This is a genomic window from Caulobacter sp. FWC2, assembly GCF_002742625.1.
Classification (GTDB): Bacteria; Pseudomonadota; Alphaproteobacteria; order Caulobacterales; family Caulobacteraceae; genus Caulobacter.
The window spans coordinates 2,377,689-2,398,872 of record NZ_PEBF01000001.1 but is presented as its reverse complement, the minus strand read 5'-3'; the positions used below and the strand labels follow the sequence as shown (position 1 = coordinate 2,398,872).

Genomic DNA, 21,184 nt, shown 5'->3' with positions numbered 1-21,184 from the left:
CGGGGAGGGTGTGCCGATGGCTGAAAACTTCGTTGGAGAAATCCGGCTCTTCGGATTTGACTGGGCGCCCAAGGGCTGGGCGCTGTGCAATGGCCAGTCCCTTTCAGTGATGCAGAACCAGGCTCTGTTTTCGCTTCTGGGCGTACAGTTTGGCGGCAACGGCACCACCACGTTCAATCTGCCGGACCTGCGCAGTCGCGTGCCGGCCGGCTCGCTTGTCGGGGTGAGCCCAGCCCCAGGTCTGACGGCCTATGCGACCGGGACCACAGGCGGCGCCGAAAACGTCACCCTGACCGACGCCACCGTGCCCCAGCACAATCACTACGTGGTCGGGGTGACCAGCACTGGCACGGCGTCGGCGCCGGCGAACCTGATGCCGTCCAGCACCGTGCCCAACAACACCGCCTCGACGGTCGCTTACCAGATCTACGGCAGCAGCGCCCTGAGCGCGGTGCTGAACGGCCAGGTCGTGGGCCCGATTGGCGGCGGTGTCGCTCACCCCAACATTCAGCCCTACGCGGCCGTCAATTTCTCGATCGCCTTGGTAGGAATTTACCCCTCCAGACCCTGACGCCCTCGGCGCAACGGTTCCGGATCGCATGACATCATAACCAAAGGAACGATCCCCATGTCGGATCAGTATCTGGGTGAAATCCGCATGTTCGGGGGGACCTTCGCCCCCTTGGACTGGCTGATTTGCAATGGCGCCCTTTTGCCCATCTCCAACTACGACGCGCTTTACGTGCTCCTTGGCACCCAATGGGGCGGAGATGGAGTGAACACGTTCGGGATTCCCGACTTGCGCACGCGCCTCCCTGTCGGCCAGGGGCAGTCCCCGGGCCTGTCGTCCTACGTCCTGGGACAAAAGGCCGGCACGAATAACGTGACCCTGACCATGCAGAACATGCCTCCGCACAACCACGGTTTTGCGGTGTCGACCCAACCGGCGACCACGAAGACGCTTAGCAACAACGCCGTTTTCGCCGCCCCGACCACCAACACCGCCGGTGCGATCGTCGACTATATCTCCAGCACCGCCACGCCGGCTCCCACCTATGGCGCGCTCGACCCGCGCGCGCTGTCCGCATCGCCCGGCATGAACGGGGCGCATGTGAACCAGATGCCCTCGCTGACCATCAACTTTATCATCGCGACCTCGGGCATCTTCCCGAGCCGACCCTAACGGAGAACATCGCCATGGATGCCTATGTCGGCGAAATCCGCCTGTTCCCGTTCGTGTTCGCGCCGGAGAATTGGCTCCAATGCGCGGGCCAACTGGTCCCGATCTCGCAATATACCGCGCTCTACAGCATTCTCGGGCTGCAGTATGGAGGTAACGGCACAAGCAACTTCGCCTTGCCTGATCTGCGCTCGCGCGTGGCGATGGGCGCCTCCGACCCAACCCTGACCGGCGAGCAATTCGGCGTCGAGGCCGTGACGCTGACTCCCGCCAGCGTGCCGCCTCACAGTCACAGCCTGACCTTCGCCGCCGGCGCCGCGGCGCAGAAGACCGCCACGCCGACCAACAACTACCTGACGACCCCGACCTATATCCCGCCCACCGGCACGCCGCTGGGCGGCGCGGCCTACGCGCCGTACACCAGCGCCACGGTGACCATGGCCGCGACGACCATCTCTCCCTACGGTCAAGGCGGGGCCCACGAGAACCGCCAACCGTTCTTGGGCATGGGCTATTATGTCTGCTGGGCCGGTGTCTATCCTCAGCGCCCCTAAGTCTGGCGGTTGACGGTCTTCATCCACGCGGTGAGGCCGTCGACCGTCTTGCCTCAACGCTAAGATCCGCACGCCCGAGCCCCAGAACCCGATGGACACCACACCGATTGCGCCGCTCACCGCGGATTTGCGCGCGCTTGGAGCGCGCCTTCGGCCGCGTATCCCCGAGGACGGCGCGTTCCTGCGCGAGGTGTACGTTGAATCGCGCTGGGCCGAGACCGCGGTGACCGGCTGGCCGGATGCGGTTCGCCTGGCCTTTTTGCATCAGCAGTACGAGCTCCAGACCCGCCACTACGACGCCCACTACTATGACGCGGCCTACGCCGTCGTTGAACAGCACGGCCAGCCGGTGGGCAAGCTGTATGCCCTCTTGAGCGCGGGTGACTTCCGGATCGTCGATATCGGATTGATCCCACAAGCTCGCGGGCGGGGGCTGGGCGCGGCCTTGCTCAAGGCGCTCGTCGCCCAGGCTCGCGACCTCGGGGCTTACAAGGTCAGCATCCATGTCGAGCGCGACAACCCCGCCCGACGCCTCTATCAGCGCCTGGGATTCATCGAGGTCGAGGACGTGGCGCCATACTGGCGTCTGGAGCTCGCTCTGGCGAAGGTCGAGTCTCCCACGCCCATCTGACCCAGGGGCTTCAACCAAAGACGATCTGATAGCGAAAGCCATTCGCGCCAGGGCCGATGCAATTGGCCAGCAGTTCATAGCGCCCGAGCGCGCCGAGCTCGAAACTGTACATGCCTTGACTGATCATCATCGCCGGGTTGGATCCCTCTAGCACGACGATAAAGCCGCGCCGCACTCCCGCTGGCGGATCAGCCGCAATGACAATGACTTCGGAAACCGTAAGGGCCTCCTGGTAGTCTGGCTGATCAAATCGCACGACCTGACCGATCAGAGGAACGAAGTCTTCGGCGGTGAGGGTTTCGAGCATGGGTCCTCGGCGCAAGCGGGACTCGGCCAAGACGCGAGTCGGGCTTCGATCATACTTTGGCGAGCATGAAAGGCTACGCCTGGGGTAGGGTGATACGCACCAGGGGGGTGAACTGGTCCATGGCGTCGGCGCCGCTGACGACCCCGCCGCCGGCTTCGAGCCAGGCATGGGCGCGGAGACCGTCGGACCCGTGCCGCAAGCCCAGATGAACGACAGGGCCGAGGCCGCGGCGCGCCAGCATGCGCTGTCCGGCCAGGGTCATGGTCAGACAATTGCACGACCACGGCAGTCTGCGCGCCGCCGCGGTCAGGGCCCAGCCCACCGCGAACGCGCTTGGGTCGCGCGCGGCGGCCGCGGGAATGCGCTCGGTCGCGGGATGGCGCTCGCCGGCCAGCAAGGTGTCGATGGGGGTGTTGCGCAGGCGTCGCAGGGCCCAGGTCAACTCTACAGCAGCCTCGAGCAACAGACGCGCGCGCGCGCCGCGCGCGCGCCATTGCTCTGGCGCGCCACCGCGCTCACGCGCCTTGCCTGTCTCGCTCGCGGCGGCTCCCATCCTGGCAGGCTAGCTCAGACGGGCGGTGTCGGCGAGCCCGCCCGCGCGCGCCAAGCTGGCCGCGGCTTCGTGGCGGCGTCGCCAGAATAGACTCTGCGGCCAGCGCCTCTCGACATCGTACCAGGCCGCCAGATGGCGTTGGTAGGCATTGGCCACGCTGGCCAGGTCGGCGTCGTACTCGGCGTGCGCGGCGCTCTGGTCGCGTAGCATCCTGTCGGCGGCCTCCGCCCCGGCTAGCCCCGTGTACAGAGCGTTGAACAGGCCCTGAGCCGACAGCGGATCGAAGGCCAGAGCCGCATCGCCGACCGCCAGCCAATCGGGGCCTGAGGGCGGATCCAGGCGCGCGCCGTGCGCGGCGCAATAACCGGACTGCGCCTGGTCCCAGGTGCTGTCCAAGACCGCTTCGCCCAGCATCGGCAGGCTCCTGGCCCTTTGCAGCAGCGCCGTCCGATCGCGCGCCAGCCCCAGGGACGCGGCGCGGTCCGCGTCGGTGTGAAACGCCAGGACCGCGCCGCCGTCCGGGGTCGACGCCGCGTACCACCACCCCTCGGTTTCGGCTTCGATCTGGATAAGGCCAGGGGGCAGGGGAGCGGGGGCGCGCAACCACGCGCAGACCAAACGATCCTGCACCCGGCGACGCGCGAAGGCCGAGACCAGGCGCGAACCACGCCCCCCTGCGTCAATGACCAACCGCGCCGCGATCTGGGCGGACGCGCCTGAACGCGCCACCGTCAGGCTCCAGTCCCCTTGAGCGCGCCGGGAGAGCGTCAGGGGGCGGGCGGGCGACCAAGCTCGCGCGCCCCGGGCTATGGCGGTGGCGCGCAGACGTCGCTCAAACCGCGAGCGGTCGAGCAGCCAGCCGTGGCCATCCGGATTGCCCAAGGCGTCGCGCTCATGGGGGTAAGCCGCCCCCCAGGCCCCGCGATGGTGGTGACAGGGGGCATGGCGATCATCCAGGAACCCTTGCCACAGGCCCATGTCCGTCAGCAGTCGTCGCGCCGCGCCTGGCAAGGACTCGCCGATCCGGGACGGCGGTGTCGGCCAGCGGTCCAGGAGCAACACGCGCCAGAATGGGGCCAGGTTGAGGGCTGCGGTCGCTCCCGCCGGCCCGGCCCCGACGATGACAACATCGACGACTTCCACCTATTTGAACTGGACCGGCAGGCCCAACGGGAAGCGGCGGAACTTGTCGATGTCCGTGATGTCCACCCGGCGGTTGGTTCCGGGCGAGCCCGCGTGGGTGGCGCCCTGGTGAGCGGCCGATTTCAGGCTGCGGGGTCCCTTGCCGTTCTTGGGGATCACGTCGTGGATGGTCTTGCGGCGGTCCTCGACCTCGATCACCGCCGGGAAGGCGTCGGTGTCCGTCGGCCCCTCGCGCACCTCGACCACGCCCAGATGGTCGAAGTGCTCGATCATGTTGTTGATCTGGTCGGTGTAGCTGGTCGTGCCCAGCGGATCGATCCAGGCGGCGCGGTTGGCGAAGGCGGCGCGTCGCTCGGACAGCGGCCGCTTCTTGTCCATGACGATCTCGTAGTTCTCCTCGGTCAACACCTGGTCGGGGACGCGAGCGGGCCAGAAGGCGGGCACGTAGGGATCGTAGGCGGTGTCGTAGCCTGAACGACAGCTGGCGCTGTCGGTCTGCCACGGAACGGCCATCCACCGCGTGATGCCGCCGGGGATCTGGCCGTAAAGCGGGCCATTGGGGATGGTCATGCCGTCGCTGGTCAGCACCTCGCCCAGGTTCGGCGCGACCCAGTCGGGCAGCACGTGCGCGAAGCGGAACGGGGCCATGTACAGGGTCGAGGCGCGCACCGGCCAGGTCATCTCGCAGCCAGGATGGAAGGCATCGGCCAGGCAGAAGTCCAGCGCCGCCTTGGTGAGCACCTCGCCCTGTTCGGCCAAGGGGACCTGATCGATCGACGTCGGCGGAACGCGCTTGGGGTCGTAGTCGGCGTCGAAATCGCCCTTGGCCCACTGGTCCAGCATGGCCAGTTGGCAATCGCTGAGCGCTGCGTTCTGGCGCGGCGTCGGCGCCGCAGGGATGGCCATGGCGTCGCCGTACAGCCACGGCCAGGGCGTCGGCGCCCAGGAGTCGACCGCGAACCGCCGGAACGAGTTGGACAGGACGCGGCGGATCTCCTGGGTGGCCGGGCCCGGATCGGCCAGCTTGGCGATCCCTTCCGGCGTCATGAAGTCGAAGGCGCCGTTCCAGCCGAAGCCGGCGGCGAAGCCCGCATTGACCCACTGCAACCCGGCCATCCGCTCGAAGATCGGCAGGATGTCGTGGGTGAAGGACGGGCGCTTGGGCGCGGGCAGGGTGCCGGCCTTGATGGCGACGTCGCGCATCAGGTCCCACATGGTGCGCACCGACTTGCGCTGCGGGCCGAAATTGGGCGGGGCGACCACGACCCAGGCCGGGACCACCTCCAGCGGGACGCCGTTCAGCTTGACCTTGGCGGTGACCGGACCGTCGGAGATGTCGTCGTACCAGCCTTCGTTGTTGGCGAAGGTGATGGCCCAGCTGCCATCGCACGAGGCCGACTTGCCATGGCCGCCCAGCACGATCAGGCGCTGCTCGGCGTCGGTCGAGATCTCGCCGAGATAGACCTTGTCGCCCATGAATTCGCCGTCGTCGAACGCCCTGGGCTTGGCGGCGCGCCCGGCGACGTGGCGGGCCTTCGGGGTGATGGCCAGGCCCGCGCGATCGGCGATGGTGGCGTTGCGCAGAACCGTCGGCGGGGCTGAGGCGGCCTCGGGAATGTCCAGCGCCAGCTGGAAGCCGTACCAGGCCGATTTGGTGTTCGCCAGTTGGACGGACCAGTCGATCTGGACGTCGTCGTGCTCGCCGGTCAGCTCGCGCACGATCTCGCCCTTGGCGTTGACGCCGTAGACCCTGAAGCGAGCGGCCTGGCGTTTCAGCCGGCCGTGCTTGTCGCGATAGGCGCCGCGGGGCAGGGGCTCTGGATCGGGGGTTTCCGGGCCGAGATACCATTCGTCCGGGCTGTTGCCGACGCGGGCGATGCCGATCGGCGGATAGATGGCGGCCTTGACCACACAGGTGTCGGGCGGCGTGTCCGGCGCCAGGCGCGGCTGACGCGGCTCGGCCGGATCGCGCAGCGGCTGGCCGTTGGCCTCGTGGCGGGTGTCGGCGCTGGCGGCGTAGACGGCCTTGCGCACCGCGGCGATCGAGGACTCGGGAACCGGCGCCTGCTCGGGCGGGACGCGGAAGATGTTGAAGGCCAGCGACTGGCCGTAGGCGGCCTGACCGCGATCGTCGACGTCCTGGCGCGGGATCACCAAGGTGGCGACGTGGATGAACGGGCTCTCGGTTTCGGGCCACTCGACCGTGGCCTCGTCCAGCGGCATGGTCGCCGGGTTGGTGCGGCGCTGAACCATGAACTTGAAGCGGTATTCGCGCTTCAGCAGGCGGCCGGCCATGTCTGTGGCCAGGTAGTCTGGCGCGTCATTGGCGACGTTTTCCGGCGGGGTTTCGGGATCCAGCCGATACTTGACCGCCTGCTTTTGCCCCGCCCCGAACGGCAGGATGCCCCAGTAGGTGGTGGTCAGGACACTGCCCTCGACCTTGGCCATCTCGTTGAGGATATGGTTGGTCTTCGGGTGATGGGCCAGATAGGTCGGATAGTCGCCCTGGACGACCCCGGCATAGGTGAATTCGCACATCTCAGTCGCGTTATCGACGAAGAACACCGGATAGTTCTGCAGGATGAAGTCGGCCGTGTCGCCGGCCCCGCCATAGGCTTTCTCGCCCGGCACGCCGAACACCTTCAGTCCGATGCCGACCGTCGACTGGAGGTCGGGCGAGGTGGGCGAGGTGTCGCTGGAAAAGCGCATCCAGGCCGTCAGGCTTTCGTGGGCGAAGACGCCGACCTTGAGGTCAGCGGGAATGTCCTTGACCATTTCCAGTCGGCCGTGGGCCGCGCCGTGCAGCTTGCGGAACACCGGGCGCTCGGCCGGGGTCTGGCCCAGGCGGATGCGCTTCTTCTGGGCGATGTCGACGAACATCTCGATCAGGCGGTTGATCGGGTCGTCACCACAGTCGAAGCACGGCGGTATCGGCGGGTTTTGGCTGCTCATGATCCACATCCCAGATGATCGACGTCAGTAAAGGAGTTCATGCTTCTCTTGGTTGTGTCAACATCATCTTCTCGTCAGAGGCGCGCCACCTTTCGAAGCGGCGCCGCGACGCCCGTTGAGGCGACAGCGAGGCTAGGAGCGGAGAGGTCGCCTTGACGCCTTTCATCGCAGGCGCGCCTCCACAGCCCGCTATATGGCGCCGTTTTTCGTGTCCTGATCGTAAGCGCGGCCAATACGACCTTCAGCTAGTAGACCGGTAGGCGGAAGCTTGCTCAACCGGGGCAAAGAGCTCGATCTCCACCAAGGATTGAGTCCATTCTTCTGGAGCACCGCTTTGTCGGACGACGTCACGCCTCACTTTGTCGATGTCCACGTCGGATCACGTCTTCGCATGCGTCGTCGCGTGCTGGGACTGAGCCAGACGGTCTTGGCCAACGCGGTCGGACTGACGTTCCAGCAGCTGCAAAAGTACGAGCGGGGCCACAACCGGATCAGCGCTTCGAAGCTTTATGGCTTGGCCTTGAGGCTGCAGAGCCCCGTGTCGTGGTTCTTCGAGGGGCTGCCGTCGACGGACGCCGAGGAGGTTTCCGGGGCCATGCGCCAGGCCGAGGAACAGGCCCACGCCTTGCAGGCCTTCCTGCTATCCCCCGAGGGCCTTGAGTTCGCGACCCTGCTGCCGCGAACGTCAAAGAGCGCCCGCTCACAACTGCTCAATCTGGTGCGGGCGATGGCCGGGGAGGACGACGCGCCCCGCTGATCCGGCCCCGCCGTACGCCGCGCATCCCGAGCAGGCGCTCGGTCATTTGAGCCGCATTGGCGTCATCGCATCGGCGGTGCGGCGGTCGCGCCGTCCAGCGCGCTCCGCGCCAGGTTCGCCTTGGCGGTCACCTCGCGCGCATAGGCCTCGGCCTGGCCGACGGTCTTGATGGCCGTCACCTTGGCCTGGATGGCCGCGATCTCGGCGGGATCGCCGCGGGTCAGCTCGATGTCGGTCTTCGCCAGGATCTGCAGGAAGCCGATGCCGTTGCCCGACTCCGGCAGCGGCGAGGTATCGTCCGTCGACAGCACGGCCGGCGTGGCGGCCCTGACCATGGCCTCGGCGGGACTATTCAGCGTGGTGGGGCAGTCGGTGCGCGGTTCCGACAGCGACAGCAGGTGGGTGAGGGGATTGGCCTTGGCGTCGCGCTGGGTCATGAAACCCGTGCCGTAGAGGGCGTTCAGCGTCGCCGAGACCGAAGCATGGTCGTACAGCGTATGGTCCACCGTCCCGGCCGGGATCAGCGGCGAGACGATCACCGCCGGCACGCGCACGCCGTAGACGTCGAACAGGAAGCCACCTGAATTGATCGACAGGTCCTGCGGCGCGCCGTCGTCGGGCGGCGTGGCGGCCTGGGTCTGGACGCTGTCGTAAAAGCCGCCGTGCTCGTCATAGGTGATGATCAGCAGGCTGCGCTGCCAGACGGGCGAGTTGCGGATGGCCTCGTAGACGGTCTTGATCAGGCCCTCGCCGCCGGCCACAGAATCCATCGGATGCTGAGAGGATCCGCCGGTGTAGGAGCCGCCATAGACGTCGCCATAGTTGGGCTCGATGAAGGTGTAGGCGTACGGATAGGGGCCCTGGAGGTCCGAGGCGAAGCTGCCGATCGAGTTGGTGTCGACCCCATAGGTGATCCCCTTCAGCGACGAGACCTGCGGGATGCCGCCCAGCACCGAGCCGTTCTGGTCGGCGTAGATCCGCCACTGCAGGCCCTTGTAAGACAGCTTGTCGAAGATCGACTTACCGCTGGGATAGGTGAAGCCGTAGCCGGGCGCTTCCCAGGTGGCGATCTGCTTGCTGGAGGGCGAATCCGCCCAGCCGGCTGACGAGGCGCCGTGCACGAAGAAGCGGTTGGGCCAGGTCGGGCCGGGGATCGAGGCATGCCACGCGTCGCAGATCGCGAAGGTGGTGGCCAGTTGATAGATCACCGGCAGCTGCGAGGGCGTGTCCAGGCCCAGCATGGCGTCGCCCCACTCGGGCTGGGTCGGGAGGTTGGGATTGTCCGACGTGATCTCGCTCCGCGTCGTGGCGTAGTTCGAGACAAACCCGCTGTTGTCGGTCGCTGGATAGGCGGTCCACGGCTTGCGCTGCTGGGCGACCGCCGCGCCGCAAAGCTGCTCCAGCACATCGGGGAACTCGTGGCCGGGATCGGTGGGCATGGCCGATGGGCCGCCGGGGCCGAAGGTGTAGGTCTGGCCCTGATAGATATTGCTATCGGCGGGCGTGGCGACGGTCAGACCCGGGATCTTGGACAGGGCGAACATGTTGTCGAACGAGTGGTTCTCCAGCATCAGCACGAAGACGTTGTCGATCGCCGTATAGGGACCGGTCTTGTTCATGCCGGTGGAGGTCCCGCCGGACGCCACGTTGATGTCGAACGTGCTGGTGTTGACCGTGAAGCCCAGGGTCTTGCCGACGTCGCCGCTCTGCAGCTGGCATTCCTTCCAGTTGGCGACGGCCCAGGAGCCGACGCTGGAATAGAGGCCCGGGGTCGAGCCGTTCGACACCGCCAGCTTGATCGCCCAGTAGTCCAGCACCCAGCCGACGTTCAGGCCCAGGCGGAAATAGACGGTCAGCGGCCCGACCTGCTGGCCCGGCTGGGCGACCCAGGTCGCGCTTTGAGTGCCGTCGGTGCTGTTGTTGTGGAACAGGGTGATCGTGGCTTCGCCGTCGGTCTGGTTGGTCACATAGACCTGGGCCGACACCCGATCGACCGGGTTCATCGGGGTCGAGGTCCCGCCGGATTTCAGGTTGATGTTGAAGGTCGTGCTGCTGACCTGGAAGGTCAGGTTCTGGCCCGCGTCCGAACCTTGCAGCTGGCATTCCTTCCAGTCGCTGTATTGCAGGACGCCGGTGCTCTCGTAGAGGCCCGGGGTGGAACCGCCGGTGACATTGATCTCGCACGCCCAGTAGTCCAGCACCGACCAGGAACCGAAACCGGTGTTGAAATTGACCGTCAGCGGACCGACCGTCTGGCCGGGCTGGGCGGTCCATTGTCCCTGCTGGTTACCGTAGTCGGCGTTGTTGTGCATCAGGCTGATGGCGGCCACGCCATCGGTGGTGTTGGTGATGTAGACCTGAGCCGTTTGCGGCGTGGACATGACCTGACGTTCCCCATTTCGTCGGCGCGCCGATGGCGACAAACGGCGCGGTTTCGCGGACGGCGCGAGCCGGCATGCGAGCGGTTCTTGGACTAGGACCTGAGCAAGGGTGGGGGCGCCGCTCTCGGCGAGTCAATCGGAAAGGGATAAATACAAAAAACAATCATAAGGCGTTTGTCTGGTGGGCGCGCGGCTCTGGTGTAACTGCCATCAGTACATTCTTCCGATAATATATCTTAGACGAGATGTGGGTCTACTGGCGCCGCGGGTCTGGCCCGTCCGTGGCAGCTGCATGTCTTTTCCGCTGACTCCCAACGCGGCGCGTCGCATCTGCGAGTATCCGAGTTACCGCGCCGCGCCGCGTATTCACGATTTTCTCGCGTCAGCTTTGCAACTGGCTACCGTTTTGCGATCAGAGTTTCCTCGATACGCCGAGGCGTTCAACGGACGACCCCTGCCCGCGCCTCCGCCGGCGCATCCTCCCGAGCCGCCGGAGGAACTCGAAGCTTCCTCAGGAACTATGCCACCGCTTCAGGGAGGCCTCGATGACTGGCGCCACGATCAAACGCGATCTCAGGACGGGCCGTTCGCTCTGGGCCGACAGCCCTGGGCTGGGCGTCCCGGCGCGGCCGCTGACCGCCGCGATCAGCGTCGATGTGGCCATCGTCGGCGCGGGGATCAGTGGCGCGTTCATGGCCCACGAGCTGTCGAAGGATCACTCGGTCGCGGTGCTGGACCGACGCGCGCCGCTGATGGGGTCGACCCTGGCCTCGACAGCGCTGCTGCAATGGGAGATCGACCTGCCGCTCACGGCGCTCGCCCAGAAGATCGGCGCGGCGAACGCCAGGCGGGCCTATCTGAGGTCGCGCCAGGCCGTGGATGCGCTGAAAGGGATCGTGGCCGAAGAGCGCATCCCCTGCGGGCTAAAGGACAAGTCGTCACTCTACCTGGCGGGCGACGCCTACGGCCATCGCGCGCTGGAGGCCGAGGCGGAAGCGCGCGCGGGCATCGGATTGGATAGCCGCTATCTGAATTCAGCGACCCTGCGCGAACGCTTCGGCGTGGATCGAACCGGAGCCATCCTCTCAAGCGGTTCGGCCAGCGGCGACCCGGCCCGACTGGCGGCTGGGCTGCTGAGACGCGCTCAGGCGCGTGGCGCGAAGGTCTGGTCGCCCGTCGAGGTCCTGACGGCTGTCAGCGATCCCGACGGCGTGACGCTGCTGACCGACGCGGGTCATGCGGTGCGGGCCAAGTCGCTGGTGTTCTGCTGCGGATACGAATTCCCCAAGGGCGTTCCGACCCCGGGTGCGGAGATCATCTCGACCTGGGCGATGGCCTCGGAGCCGCGTCAGCGCTGTCCCGCCTGGCTGCGGGACATGCTGGTGTGGGAAGCGTCCGATCCATACCTCTATCTGCGCATGGGCGGCGATGGCCGCCTGATTGTCGGCGGTGAGGACGAAGCCTCCGCCACCGCGCACCAGGACAAGGCGAAGCTGGAGCGAAAGTGCGAGATCATCGCCACCAAGCTGAAGCGGCTGTTGCCCGACGTGGCGTTCAAGATCGACTACGGCTGGGCCGGCGCCTTCGGCGAGAGCGCGACGGGCTTGCCCAGCATAGGGCCGGTCGAGGGCATGGCGCACACCTGGGCCGTCATGGGTTTTGGCGGCAACGGCATCACCTATTCAGTCATCGCCTCGCAGGTCGTCGCGGCGGAGGTGCGGGGCGAGAAAGACCCGGACGCGGATCTCTACAGGTCGTGACTTGAGACGCCCCTACCCGCCCGGGTGCAGTCCAGGCGCTTCCTGGCCCGTGCGGCTGACATATTCGGTGTAGCCGCCGCCGTACTGGTGGACACCCTCGGGCGTCAGCTCCAGCACGCGGTTCGACAGGGCCGCCAGGAAGTGGCGGTCGTGCGAGACGAAAAGCATGGTGCCCTCGAAGTCCGCCAGGGCCGCGACCAGCATCTCCTTCGTCGCCATGTCGAGGTGGTTGGTCGGTTCGTCCAGCACCAGCAGGTTCGGCGGATCGAACAGCATCTTGGCCATGACCAGGCGCGCCTTCTCGCCGCCCGACAAGACGCGGCAGGGCTTTTCGACATCGTCGCCGGAGAACCCGAAACAGCCGGCCAGGGTGCGCAACGCGCCCTGCCCCGCCTGCGGGAACGAGCTTTCCAGAGACTCGAAGATCGTCTCTTCGCCGTCCAGCAGGTCCATGGAGTGCTGGGCGAAATAGCCCATCTTGACGCTGGCGCCGATATTGACCTTGCCCTGATCGGGCGCGGTGGCGCCGGCCACCAGTTTCAGCAGCGTCGACTTGCCGGCCCCGTTGGCGCCGAGGACGCACCAGCGCTCCTTGCGGCGCACCAGGAAGTCGAGGCCTTCATAGATCGGCTGCGCGCCGTAGCCCTTATGGACATCGCGCAGGTTGATCACGTCTTCGCCCGACCGGGGCGGGCTCTGGAACTCGAACTGCACCGACTGGCGGCGGCGCGGGGCCTCGACGCGTTCGATCTTGTCGAGCTTCTTCACCCGGCTCTGGACCTGGGCGGCGTGCGAGGCGCGCGCCTTGAACTTCTCGATGAACTTGATTTCCTTGGCCAGCATGGCCTGCTGGCGCTCGTACTGCGCCTGGCGTTGCGCCTCGCCCAGCGCGCGCTGCTGGTCGTAGAAGTCCAGATCGCCCGAATAGGTGATCAGCGAGCCGCCGTCGATCTCCACCACCTTGCCGATGATGCGGTTCATGAACGCGCGGTCGTGCGAGGTCATCAGCAGCGCACCCTCATAGTTCTTGAGGAACGCCTCAAGCCAGATCAGGCTTTCCAGGTCCAGGTGGTTGGAGGGTTCGTCCAGAAGCATGCCGTCGGGGCGCATCAGCAGGATGCGGGCCAGCGCCACGCGCATCTTCCAGCCGCCGGACAGCAGACCGACGTCGCCGTCCATGCGTTCCTGGCTGAAGCTGAGGCCGGCCAGCACCTCGCGCGCCCGCGCCTCCAGCGCATAGCCGTCCAGCTCCTGGAAGCGCTCCAGAACCTCGCCATAGCGCTCCATCACGGCGTCCAGGGCGTCGGCCTGGTCCGGATCGACCATGGCCGCCTCGAGCGTGGCCATCTCGGCGGCCAGCGCGCTGACGGGGCCGACGCCATCCATCACGGCGGAGACCGCGCTCTGGCCCGCCATTTCGCCGACGTCCTGGCTGAAATAGCCGATCGTCATGCCGGGATCGATCGAGACCAGCCCGTCGTCGGGCTGTTCCTGGCCGGTGATCATTCGGAACAGCGTCGTCTTGCCGGCCCCGTTCGGACCGACGAGGCCGACCTTCTCGCCCTTCTGAATGCCCATCGAGGCTTCGATGAACAGGATCTGGTGGCCGTTCTGCTTGGAGATATTGTCGAGGCGGATCATGGGCGGTCTGCTAACGCGCTTGCGACCAGAACGCCAGCCTTGGCGCCGCGCTTCTGTCCTGTGTCGACTTGGCGACCGCAACCTCGTCTTCCGGCCGGCGTTAGCCTCCCACATCCAAACAATCGGAAGACGCTCATGGCCACCCCGGCGAAACCCAAGGCCAAGACGGCCCCGCGCGACGGCGCCAAGCCCCCCATCAACGCGAAGGTCCCCCAGCCCGCCGGTCCGTCGACCGAGGGCGAGGTCCTGGTTGCGCCGGGCGGCGAGACGCACCAGCAGAGCGACGGTCCTGCCACCCAGCTGACCACGAACCAGGGCGTCCCGATCGCCGACAACCAGAACTCGCTGAAGGCCGGCGCGCGCGGCCCGGTGCTGCTGCAAGACTTCATCCTGCGCGAGAAGATCATGCACTTCGACCACGAGCGCATCCCCGAGCGCGTGGTCCATGCCCGCGGCTCGGCCGCGCACGGCTTCTTCGAGTGCCTGGAGTCCTGCGCCGACGTCACCTGCGCCGACTTCCTGCAGCGTCCCGGCGAGCGGACCCCGGTGTTCACCCGGTTCTCGACCGTGGCCGGCAACAAGGGTTCTGCGGACCTGCCGCGCGACGTGCGCGGCTTCGCGGTCAAGTTCTACACCCAGCAAGGCAATTTCGATCTCGTCGGCAACAACATGCCGGTGTTCTTTATCCAGGACGCCATCAAGTTCCCCGACCTGATCCATGCAGCCAAGCAGGATCCCGACCGCGAGTTCCCGCAGGCGGCAACCGCCCACGACACCTTCTGGGACTTCATCTCGCTGACGCCCGAGAGCATGCACATGATCATGTGGGCGATGAGCGACCGGGCCATCCCGCGCTCATTGCGGATGATGGAAGGCTTCGGCGTCCACACCTTCCGGCTGGTCAACGCCGCCGGCGACTCCACCTTCGTCAAATTCCACTGGCGGCCCAAGCTGGGCGCCCAGTCGGTGGTCTGGGACGAGGCGTTGAAGATCAACGGCGCCGATCCCGACTTCCACCGCCGCGACCTGTGGGAAGCCATCGAAGGCGGCGACTTCCCCGAGTGGGAGTTCTGCCTGCAGACCTTCACCCAGGAGCAGGCCGACGGCTTCGACTTCGACGTGCTGGACGCCACCAAGCTGATCCCGGAGGAGGTTGTCCCCCTGCGCGTGGTCGGCCGGATGGTGCTGGACCGCAACCCGGACAACTTCTTCGCCGAGACCGAGCAGGTGGCCTATTGCGCCGCCCACGTGGTGCCGGGGATCGACTTCACCAACGATCCGCTGCTGCAGGGCCGGTTGTTCTCGTACCAGGACACTCAGCTGAAGCGCCTGGGCGGGCCCAACTTCCACCAGATCCCGATCAACCAGCCCAAGTGCCCGTTCCACAACCTGCAGCGCGACGGCCACATGCAGATGGGCGTGCCCAAGGGCCAGGTGAACTACGAGCCGTCCAGCCTGGGCGCCGACGTGGCCCGCGAGTCGCTGGAGAACGGCTTCCACACCTTCCCCAATCCCGAGGCCGGCGAGCAGCTGCGCCTGCGGCCCGAGACCTTCGCTGACCACTACACCCAGGCCCGGCTGTTCTTCGCCAGCCAGACCAAGCCCGAACAGGACCACATCGTCGCGGCCCTGGTCTTCGAGCTCAGCAAGTGCGTGACGCCGCGCATCCGCGAGGCGGTGCTGTCGCGGCTGATCCACATCGATGCGTTCCTGGCCCAGTCCGTGGCCGAGGGCCTGGGCTTCCCCGGCAAGATCGTTCCCGCTCCCGCGCCGATCCCCGCCAAGGACATGGACGCCTCGCCCATGCTCAGCCTGCTGGCTAAGGCCGCGCCGACCCTGGAGGGCCGCAAGATCGGCGCCCTGGTCAGCGACGGCTGCGACGACAAGCTGGTCGGCAAGCTGAAGGCCGCCGTCGAGGCGGCGGGCGCCAAGCTGCAGATCATCGGCCCGACCATCTATGGCGTGACCACGGCCAGCGGCGCGCTGCTGCCGGTCGACCACAAGATCGACGGCGGTCCCTCGGTGCTGTTCGACGCGGTGGCGATCCTGCCGTCTGAAGACGGCGGCGAGCAACTGGCGATCGAGGCCGCCGCGGTCAACTTCCTGCGCGACGCCTATGGCCACCTCAAGGTCATCGGCTACCTCCCCTCGGCTTCGCCGTTGTTCGCGGCGGGCGGGATCGTCGACGTCGGACCGGATGACGACGCGGGCCTGATCGCCCTGCCCGACGCCAGCGTCGACGACTTCATCGCCGCAGCCTCGGCGGGCCGCATCTGGGCGCGCGAGCCGCTGGTGCGTCCGCCGCCCAAGCCCACGGCCGCGGCGGCCTGAGCGGCCCGACCTCGCATGATCGACTGCCTGATCATCGGCGGCGGGCCCGCCGGCCTGACCGCCGCGATCTACGCCGCGCGCTTCCACCTATCTGTCCAGGTGGTCGACGCCGGCGATAGCCGCGCGGCGCAAATTCCCCTCACCCGCAACCATGCCGGCTTTCCCGAAGGGATATCCGGCGTGGCTTTGCTGGAGCGCATGCGTGAGCAGGCGACCCTTTACGGAACGAAGCTGGTCGCGGGGCGCATCACGGACTTGAGGCCCATTCCGGACGGCTTCCGAGCCACGCTGGCGGATCGTGAGATTTCGGCCCGGGCCGTCCTGTTGGCCACCGGCGTGACAAACCGCCGCCCGCTGATGGACGATGATCTTCACGCCGAGGCGCTCCGGCAGGGTCGTCTACGCTATTGTCCGGTCTGCGACGGCTACGAGGTCACGGATCAAGTCGTGGCCGTCGTCGGCCGAGGCCCGCGAGCGGCCCGGGAGGCTGAGTTTCTGCGCGGCTATACGGCGGACGTCAGCCTGATCGGACTGACGGGCGAGGACGGCCTGGACGAAGCCGCCCGGACCCGTCTCGACACCATCGGGGTGAAGCGTTTCGCTGGACCAGTTCACGATTTCCATCTCGAGAGCGACGGGCTTGTCGTGACCTGCGCGGCCGGGCGCCTGCGGTTCGACGCCGTCTATCCTTCCCTGGGATCGGATATCCATTCGGACCTTGCGCGCGCCCTGGGCGCGGCGGTCACCGAGGAGGGCTGCATCAAGGTCGACAGCCACCAGCGCACCAGCCTTCCCGGCCTCTATGCCGCAGGCGACGTCGTGCTGGGGCTGGATCAGATCAGCCACGCCATGGGCGAAGCCGGGGTGGCGACCACCGCCCTGCGCAACGATCTCGCAGCGCTGGCGCCGCTGCTGCGCTGAACAGGTCTCTGGCGAGGGGATGACCTTGGCCTTGATCGAGGCGACGGCCGTCGCGGCCGTCGCCTAAGACCATCAGTGGCCCGCGAGCGCTGTACCGCCCAGGGTGGGCGTCTCGGGAACCGGCAGGCCGCCGGCCTTGTAGGTCGCGATCAGCTCGGCCTTCTCGGCCGCCATCTGCTCGCCCAGGGCGTCCATGTCGAGACCGGCCTTGCGGGCCTGGCTGAACATGCCTTCGACGCGCTGTTCTTCTTCCTTGACGTGGTGCTCGATCATTTCAGACAGCACCTTGACCTTGGCGTCGTAGAATTCGTCGTCCGGACCGCCCGCCTCGATCTCGGCGATCAGCACCTTGGCCCCGTCGTGCTCGACATAGGCTTCCTTCAGCAGATCCTCCTCCACCTTGCCCTCGCAGGCCGGATAGAAGATGTCCTCCTCGATCTTGGTGTGGACGGTCAGTTCCATGCAGATCTGCTCGGCCAGGGCCTTCTTCTTGCCGTCGCCCGTGGCGGCCTCGAATTTCGCGAACAGATCCTCGACCTTGCGGTGATCGGCCTTGAGCAGGGCCACGGCGTCGAGTTTAGCGGCTTGCGCCATCGTCTGGATCTCCATGAGACTTGTTGAGACAAGCAACGAAGGCCGGCGACAACTGTTCCGAACGGGATATGACTTGCGAGACGTTCGCGTTACGCGAAGCCGCAGCGTCGGATACTAGACACTCAAGACTATCGGCGATGCGCTCTGGTTCAACGATTGCCGTCAGGCTTACTGCTGACGTGCGAAGGGCCCGGCGCGTGACGCCGGGCCCTTCGATCTGTACGAAGCGACGCTGAAGTCAGCGCGGGTCGCGCAAATAGACGGTCTTGCTGCGCCCGCGCAGGAGCAGGCCCAGAACCACGCCGATCGTCGCGGCGATCGCCACGGCCGGCAGGGGCTTGCCCTTTACATAGCTCTCGACCGTGTCGAGGCGGTCGTGGATCTCGCCGCGCACCGTCTCCAGGCCGCCGCCCACCACGTCGCGCATGCCGCTGGCCAGTTGACCATAGGCCTGTTGGGCGCTGCCCACGGCTTCGTTCAGCTTGCCCTTGGCTTGGGTGGCGCCGTCGCCGGTCAAGCCGCCGAACGCGTCCTGAACCCGGCCGACGCCCTGCTTGGCGACGCCCATCACTTGATCGTCCATCGGTAATCCTCCGTTAGCCGCCGAAGGGCGACGCGCCAACTCAATCCGCGAACGCTATTGGCGTTCCTGAACAAGCGCCTGGAAGACTTCCGCGAGGCTTTCGGCCACCGCGTCCTGTCCGGTCGGATCAGCGATAATATCCTGGCGAACCTCCAGTTCGAGATAGTCCAGGCCGCGCGGATCAACGTGATGCGGGATGGTGAAATCGGTGCCGTCCATTGCATAGGGCGCGTTGTCGCCCACCAGGCCCTCCCCCACCCGCGCCCTCAGCGCCGCGAGGACCGCGTTCGAGAAGGGGGAGTCGCCGCGATGAAGAACGCCATAGAGCCAGGGCCGGACCTCTCCGCTGAGCGCAGGCGTGAAGCTGTGCAGCGAGATGACGATCGTCGCGCCCCCACGGCGATCGAGGGTCGTGGCGATATGGTCGTGGTAGGGCGTGAAGATCTCGGCGGCGCGCGCTTCACGCCCCGCCGCATCAAGGTTTTGGTTGCCGGGGATGGGCGTTCCGTCGCTGACCGCCGCGATCGAGCCTTCCGACCCCAGGGCGCGATTGCAGTCGATGACGAGCCGCGAATAGGTCTGGCGCACAAAGGTCGCGTCGAGGCGCCCGGCGAGCCGCACGCCCAGGCCCTCGACGCCGATGTCGCAGGCGATGTGTCGCGCCAGGTCGTGATTCTCCAGGCCCAGCGCCCCCAGTCGCCGGGGAATCGCACGACCGGCATGATCCCCCAGCAACAGAAACGGCGAGGAACCGCCCGGATTATCGACAGCCACCGGATCAATATCGCCTGCGACCAGCAGCCTCATCGACGGATCGTCCCGGCTCAGGTCACGCTGGTTCAATGTCGATCCTCTCGATCCGTCACCTGACGCGCTACCGCTATCGCAAGCCCGTCGGGTTTGGCGAGCACCGGATGATGTTCCGCCCGCTGGAAAGCTACGACCAGCGCCTGGTCAGCGCCGACCTGGTCATCGGCCCCGAGCCCAGCCTGATCCGCAACGTCCACGATGTGTTCGGCAATTGCGTGACCATCGCGCGCTTCGGCGAGCGGGCCCGCGAGCTGTCCTTCGAGAGCCGGGTGACGCTGGATCATCGCCCCCTGCCCGCCTTCGCCGGCGTCGACGGCGAGATCGAGGCCTATGGCGGCTCGATGCCGTTCGCCTACAGCCCCGAGGACATGCCCGACCTGCTGCGGTCGATGGAGCGGCAGCATCCGGATCCAGACGGCGCGCTGGAACGCTGGGCGCGCAGCTTCCTGCGCCATGAGGGCCGCACCAGCCTTCAGACCCTGTTGGCCGAGATGACCCAGGCCATCTACAGCGACTTCCGCTACGCCACGCGCCTGCATGGCGCGGCGCAGAGCCCGACGGAGACCCTGGCCTGGCGCAGCGGCACGTGCCGAGACTTCGCGGTGCTGATGATGGAGGCGGTCCGGTCCCTGGGCCTGGCCGCCCAGTTCGTCTCCGGCTACCTCTATTGCCCGCCGCGCCCGGCTGGCCTGCCCGTCAAGCTCGGCGGCGGACACACCCATGCCTGGGTGCGGGTCTATCTGCCGGTCTGCGGCTGGGTGGAGTTCGATCCGACCAACGGCATCGTCGGCAACGCCGATCTGATCCGCGTGGCGATCGCCCGCGATCCTCGCCAGGCCCTGCCGCTATCGGGCGGCTGGACGGGCGAGGCTGGCGATTATCTGGGCATGGACGTCGAGGTCGAGGTGCTGAGCGAGCATGATCGCCTCGGCGCGCTCGCGACGATGCGCGCGGCGCAACCGCCCGCGCAAGAGGACGTTGCCTTGGCCAGTTAGCCGTCAGGACACTCCATGCGCATCCGAGCTGGTTTCGAGATCACCTACGATTGCCCGGCGCCGACGCCGATGCTGCTGATGCTGAATGTCCGGCCCGAGCGCGAGGCCGACCTCGAGACGCCTGACACCATCCATATCGACAGCGGCGCGCCGATCGACGCCTATATCGACGGCTTCGGCAACCGCTGCAGCCGCGTCGTGCTGCCGGCGGGGCGCTCGGTGCTGTCGGCCGATTTCATCATCCGCGACAGCGGCGCGCCCGACCCCGTCCTGCCCGACGCCCGCGCCTGCGGGGTCGAGGAGCTTCCGCCCGAGGCGCTCGTCTTCCTGCTGGGCAGCCGATACTGCGAGACCGACACCCTGAGCGATCTGGCCTGGTCGCTGTTCGGCCAAACCCAACCCGGCTGGGCGCGGGTGCAGGCGATCGTCGACTACACCCACCAGCGTATCGAATTCGGCTATGCCCACGCCCGGGCCACCAAGTCGGCGTGGCAGGCCAATGCGGAGCGGCGCGGCGTCTGCCGCGACTTCGCCCACCTGGCGATCACCCTGTGCCGCTGCATGAACATCCCGGCGCGATACTGCACTGGCTATCTGGGCGACATTGGGGTTCCGGCGGTCGATGCGCCCATGGATTTCAGCGCCTGGTTCGAGGCCTATCTCGACGGGGAATGGCGCACCTTCGACGCGCGCCACAACACGCCGCGCATCGCCCGCATCCTGATGGCGCGCGGGCGCGACGCGACCGACGCGGCTATCACCACCTCGTTCGGTCCCGCGCTTTTGAAAAGCTTCATCGTCAGGACCGATGAGGTCATGGGGGCGACCTGAGGCTCGAACCTCGCGAAAGACATGTTGCTGGACTTTTGCGACTGGACGGGCGTTGTGCCCGTATGACCCTGACCGACGCCCAAAAACACGCCCTCGAAAACCTGGAACGCAAGCGTCAGGGCAAAGAGGTCCCGTACATTAACATCGCAGCCGCGCGCGTCCTGACCGATCTCGGCCTGGCGGAGCGGAAGGCGCAGGGCTGGGAGATCACCGCCGCGGGTTCGGAACTCCTGAAGACCACGGATCGCAAGAAGACCTAG

General features: G+C 66.9%; 20 protein-coding genes. 11 read left to right on the top strand and 9 right to left on the bottom strand.

The features are described from left to right. Positions 1 to 16 precede the first annotated feature (16 nt). The 4 genes from CSW62_RS11500 to CSW62_RS11485 all read left to right on the top strand — a co-directional run bounded on the left by CSW62_RS11500 (position 17) and on the right by CSW62_RS11485 (position 2,365). Entirely contained in the window at positions 17 to 571 is a 555-nt protein-coding gene (locus CSW62_RS11500) for a phage tail protein (RefSeq protein WP_099577891.1), read from the top strand. 57 nt (positions 572 to 628) lie between these two features. Further along, positions 629 to 1,183, top strand: a complete 555-nt coding sequence (locus CSW62_RS11495) for a phage tail protein (RefSeq protein ID WP_099577889.1) — start codon at positions 629 to 631, stop codon at positions 1,181 to 1,183. Positions 1,184 to 1,197: 14 nt separating this feature from the next. Next, entirely contained in the window at positions 1,198 to 1,734 is a 537-nt protein-coding gene (locus tag CSW62_RS11490) for a phage tail protein (protein WP_099577887.1), read from the top strand. A 91-nt stretch (positions 1,735 to 1,825) separates the two neighbouring features. Beyond that, complete coding sequence (locus tag CSW62_RS11485; protein ID WP_099577885.1) at positions 1,826 to 2,365, top strand: GNAT family N-acetyltransferase; 540 nt, start codon at positions 1,826 to 1,828, stop codon at positions 2,363 to 2,365. A 10-nt stretch (positions 2,366 to 2,375) separates the two neighbouring features. On the opposite strand, the gene CSW62_RS11480 is transcribed toward CSW62_RS11485, so the two are convergent. The 4 genes from CSW62_RS11480 to CSW62_RS11465 all read right to left on the bottom strand — a co-directional run bounded on the left by CSW62_RS11480 (position 2,376) and on the right by CSW62_RS11465 (position 7,320). After that, complete coding sequence (locus CSW62_RS11480) at positions 2,376 to 2,672, bottom strand: hypothetical protein (RefSeq protein ID WP_099577883.1); 297 nt, start codon at positions 2,670 to 2,672, stop codon at positions 2,376 to 2,378. 73 nt (positions 2,673 to 2,745) lie between these two features. After that, positions 2,746 to 3,225, bottom strand: a complete 480-nt coding sequence (locus CSW62_RS11475) for a lasso peptide biosynthesis B2 protein (protein WP_099577881.1) — start codon at positions 3,223 to 3,225, stop codon at positions 2,746 to 2,748. 9 nt (positions 3,226 to 3,234) lie between these two features. After that, entirely contained in the window at positions 3,235 to 4,368 is a 1,134-nt protein-coding gene (locus CSW62_RS11470; protein WP_099577879.1) for an NAD(P)/FAD-dependent oxidoreductase, read from the bottom strand. Further along, a complete protein-coding gene (locus tag CSW62_RS11465) occupies positions 4,369 to 7,320 on the bottom strand; it encodes a LodA/GoxA family CTQ-dependent oxidase (protein WP_099582260.1) in 2,952 nt (983 codons plus the stop codon). Between the two features lie 391 nt (positions 7,321 to 7,711). On the opposite strand from CSW62_RS11465, the gene CSW62_RS11460 reads away from it, so the two are divergent. Continuing rightward, positions 7,712 to 8,077 carry a helix-turn-helix domain-containing protein gene (locus CSW62_RS11460; protein WP_099582259.1) on the top strand — a complete coding sequence of 122 codons (366 nt, stop codon included), beginning with the start codon at positions 7,712 to 7,714 and terminating at the stop codon, positions 8,075 to 8,077. Between the two features lie 62 nt (positions 8,078 to 8,139). Here CSW62_RS11460 and CSW62_RS11455 read toward each other — a convergent pair whose 3' ends face one another. Beyond that, positions 8,140 to 10,458, bottom strand: coding sequence for an alkaline phosphatase family protein (locus tag CSW62_RS11455; RefSeq protein WP_199170575.1), 2,319 nt, complete (start codon positions 10,456 to 10,458; stop codon positions 8,140 to 8,142). 545 nt (positions 10,459 to 11,003) lie between these two features. Between CSW62_RS11455 and CSW62_RS11450 the strand changes: the two genes are divergently transcribed. After that, entirely contained in the window at positions 11,004 to 12,218 is a 1,215-nt protein-coding gene (locus CSW62_RS11450; RefSeq protein WP_099577877.1) for an FAD-binding oxidoreductase, read from the top strand. Between the two features lie 12 nt (positions 12,219 to 12,230). Here CSW62_RS11450 and CSW62_RS11445 read toward each other — a convergent pair whose 3' ends face one another. Further along, positions 12,231 to 13,859 (bottom strand): ABC-F family ATP-binding cassette domain-containing protein, encoded by a 1,629-nt coding sequence (locus CSW62_RS11445; protein WP_099577875.1) that lies wholly within the window; start codon positions 13,857 to 13,859, stop codon positions 12,231 to 12,233. A 135-nt stretch (positions 13,860 to 13,994) separates the two neighbouring features. On the opposite strand from CSW62_RS11445, the gene CSW62_RS11440 reads away from it, so the two are divergent. Further along, positions 13,995 to 16,190, top strand: a complete 2,196-nt coding sequence (locus CSW62_RS11440) for a catalase (RefSeq protein WP_099577873.1) — start codon at positions 13,995 to 13,997, stop codon at positions 16,188 to 16,190. 15 nt (positions 16,191 to 16,205) lie between these two features. After that, positions 16,206 to 17,111 (top strand): NAD(P)/FAD-dependent oxidoreductase, encoded by a 906-nt coding sequence (locus tag CSW62_RS11435; RefSeq protein WP_099577871.1) that lies wholly within the window; start codon positions 16,206 to 16,208, stop codon positions 17,109 to 17,111. A 72-nt stretch (positions 17,112 to 17,183) separates the two neighbouring features. Here the strand turns inward: CSW62_RS11435 and CSW62_RS11430 are convergent, their stop codons facing one another. The 3 genes from CSW62_RS11430 to CSW62_RS11420 form a co-directional block, all read right to left on the bottom strand. Then, the gene (locus CSW62_RS11430) at positions 17,184 to 17,705 is read right to left on the bottom strand and encodes a hemerythrin domain-containing protein (protein WP_099582257.1); all 522 of its coding nucleotides are present in this window, start codon (positions 17,703 to 17,705) and stop codon (positions 17,184 to 17,186) included. Positions 17,706 to 17,943: 238 nt separating this feature from the next. Next, entirely contained in the window at positions 17,944 to 18,288 is a 345-nt protein-coding gene (locus CSW62_RS11425; RefSeq protein ID WP_099577869.1) for a CsbD family protein, read from the bottom strand. A 54-nt stretch (positions 18,289 to 18,342) separates the two neighbouring features. Further along, entirely contained in the window at positions 18,343 to 19,131 is a 789-nt protein-coding gene (locus CSW62_RS11420; RefSeq protein WP_199170574.1) for an N-formylglutamate amidohydrolase, read from the bottom strand. Between CSW62_RS11420 and CSW62_RS11415 the strand changes: the two genes are divergently transcribed. From CSW62_RS11415 to CSW62_RS11405, 3 genes are all read left to right on the top strand, one after another. Continuing rightward, complete coding sequence (locus CSW62_RS11415) at positions 19,131 to 20,093, top strand: transglutaminase family protein (protein WP_099577867.1); 963 nt, start codon at positions 19,131 to 19,133, stop codon at positions 20,091 to 20,093. The genes CSW62_RS11420 and CSW62_RS11415 overlap by 1 nt on opposite strands. 15 nt (positions 20,094 to 20,108) lie before the next feature. Beyond that, a complete protein-coding gene (locus CSW62_RS11410; RefSeq protein ID WP_099577865.1) occupies positions 20,109 to 20,924 on the top strand; it encodes a transglutaminase family protein in 816 nt (271 codons plus the stop codon). A gap of 62 nt (positions 20,925 to 20,986) precedes the next feature. Then, positions 20,987 to 21,184 carry a hypothetical protein gene (locus CSW62_RS11405; RefSeq protein ID WP_099577863.1) on the top strand — a complete coding sequence of 66 codons (198 nt, stop codon included), beginning with the start codon at positions 20,987 to 20,989 and terminating at the stop codon, positions 21,182 to 21,184.

What these genes read in the sequence shown, in the direction of transcription:
- CSW62_RS11500 (WP_099577891.1), top strand. Translation starts at nt 17, where the DNA reads ATGGCTGAAAACTTCGTTGGAGAAATCCGGCTCTTCGGATTTGACTGG.
- CSW62_RS11495 (WP_099577889.1), top strand. Translation starts at nt 629, where the DNA reads ATGTCGGATCAGTATCTGGGTGAAATCCGCATGTTCGGGGGGACCTTC.
- CSW62_RS11490 (WP_099577887.1), top strand. Translation starts at nt 1,198, where the DNA reads ATGGATGCCTATGTCGGCGAAATCCGCCTGTTCCCGTTCGTGTTCGCG.
- CSW62_RS11485 (WP_099577885.1), top strand. Translation starts at nt 1,826, where the DNA reads ATGGACACCACACCGATTGCGCCGCTCACCGCGGATTTGCGCGCGCTT.
- CSW62_RS11480 (WP_099577883.1), bottom strand. Translation starts at nt 2,672, where the DNA reads ATGCTCGAAACCCTCACCGCCGAAGACTTCGTTCCTCTGATCGGTCAG.
- CSW62_RS11475 (WP_099577881.1), bottom strand. Translation starts at nt 3,225, where the DNA reads ATGGGAGCCGCCGCGAGCGAGACAGGCAAGGCGCGTGAGCGCGGTGGC.
- CSW62_RS11465 (WP_099582260.1), bottom strand. Translation starts at nt 7,320, where the DNA reads ATGAGCAGCCAAAACCCGCCGATACCGCCGTGCTTCGACTGTGGTGAC.
- CSW62_RS11460 (WP_099582259.1), top strand. Translation starts at nt 7,712, where the DNA reads ATGCGTCGTCGCGTGCTGGGACTGAGCCAGACGGTCTTGGCCAACGCG.
- CSW62_RS11455 (WP_199170575.1), bottom strand. Translation starts at nt 10,458, where the DNA reads ATGTCCACGCCGCAAACGGCTCAGGTCTACATCACCAACACCACCGAT.
- CSW62_RS11450 (WP_099577877.1), top strand. Translation starts at nt 11,004, where the DNA reads ATGACTGGCGCCACGATCAAACGCGATCTCAGGACGGGCCGTTCGCTC.
- CSW62_RS11445 (WP_099577875.1), bottom strand. Translation starts at nt 13,859, where the DNA reads ATGATCCGCCTCGACAATATCTCCAAGCAGAACGGCCACCAGATCCTG.
- CSW62_RS11440 (WP_099577873.1), top strand. Translation starts at nt 13,995, where the DNA reads ATGGCCACCCCGGCGAAACCCAAGGCCAAGACGGCCCCGCGCGACGGC.
- CSW62_RS11435 (WP_099577871.1), top strand. Translation starts at nt 16,206, where the DNA reads ATGATCGACTGCCTGATCATCGGCGGCGGGCCCGCCGGCCTGACCGCC.
- CSW62_RS11430 (WP_099582257.1), bottom strand. Translation starts at nt 17,705, where the DNA reads ATGGCGCAAGCCGCTAAACTCGACGCCGTGGCCCTGCTCAAGGCCGAT.
- CSW62_RS11425 (WP_099577869.1), bottom strand. Translation starts at nt 18,288, where the DNA reads ATGGACGATCAAGTGATGGGCGTCGCCAAGCAGGGCGTCGGCCGGGTT.
- CSW62_RS11415 (WP_099577867.1), top strand. Translation starts at nt 19,131, where the DNA reads ATGTCGATCCTCTCGATCCGTCACCTGACGCGCTACCGCTATCGCAAG.
- CSW62_RS11410 (WP_099577865.1), top strand. Translation starts at nt 20,109, where the DNA reads ATGCGCATCCGAGCTGGTTTCGAGATCACCTACGATTGCCCGGCGCCG.
- CSW62_RS11405 (WP_099577863.1), top strand. Translation starts at nt 20,987, where the DNA reads ATGACCCTGACCGACGCCCAAAAACACGCCCTCGAAAACCTGGAACGC.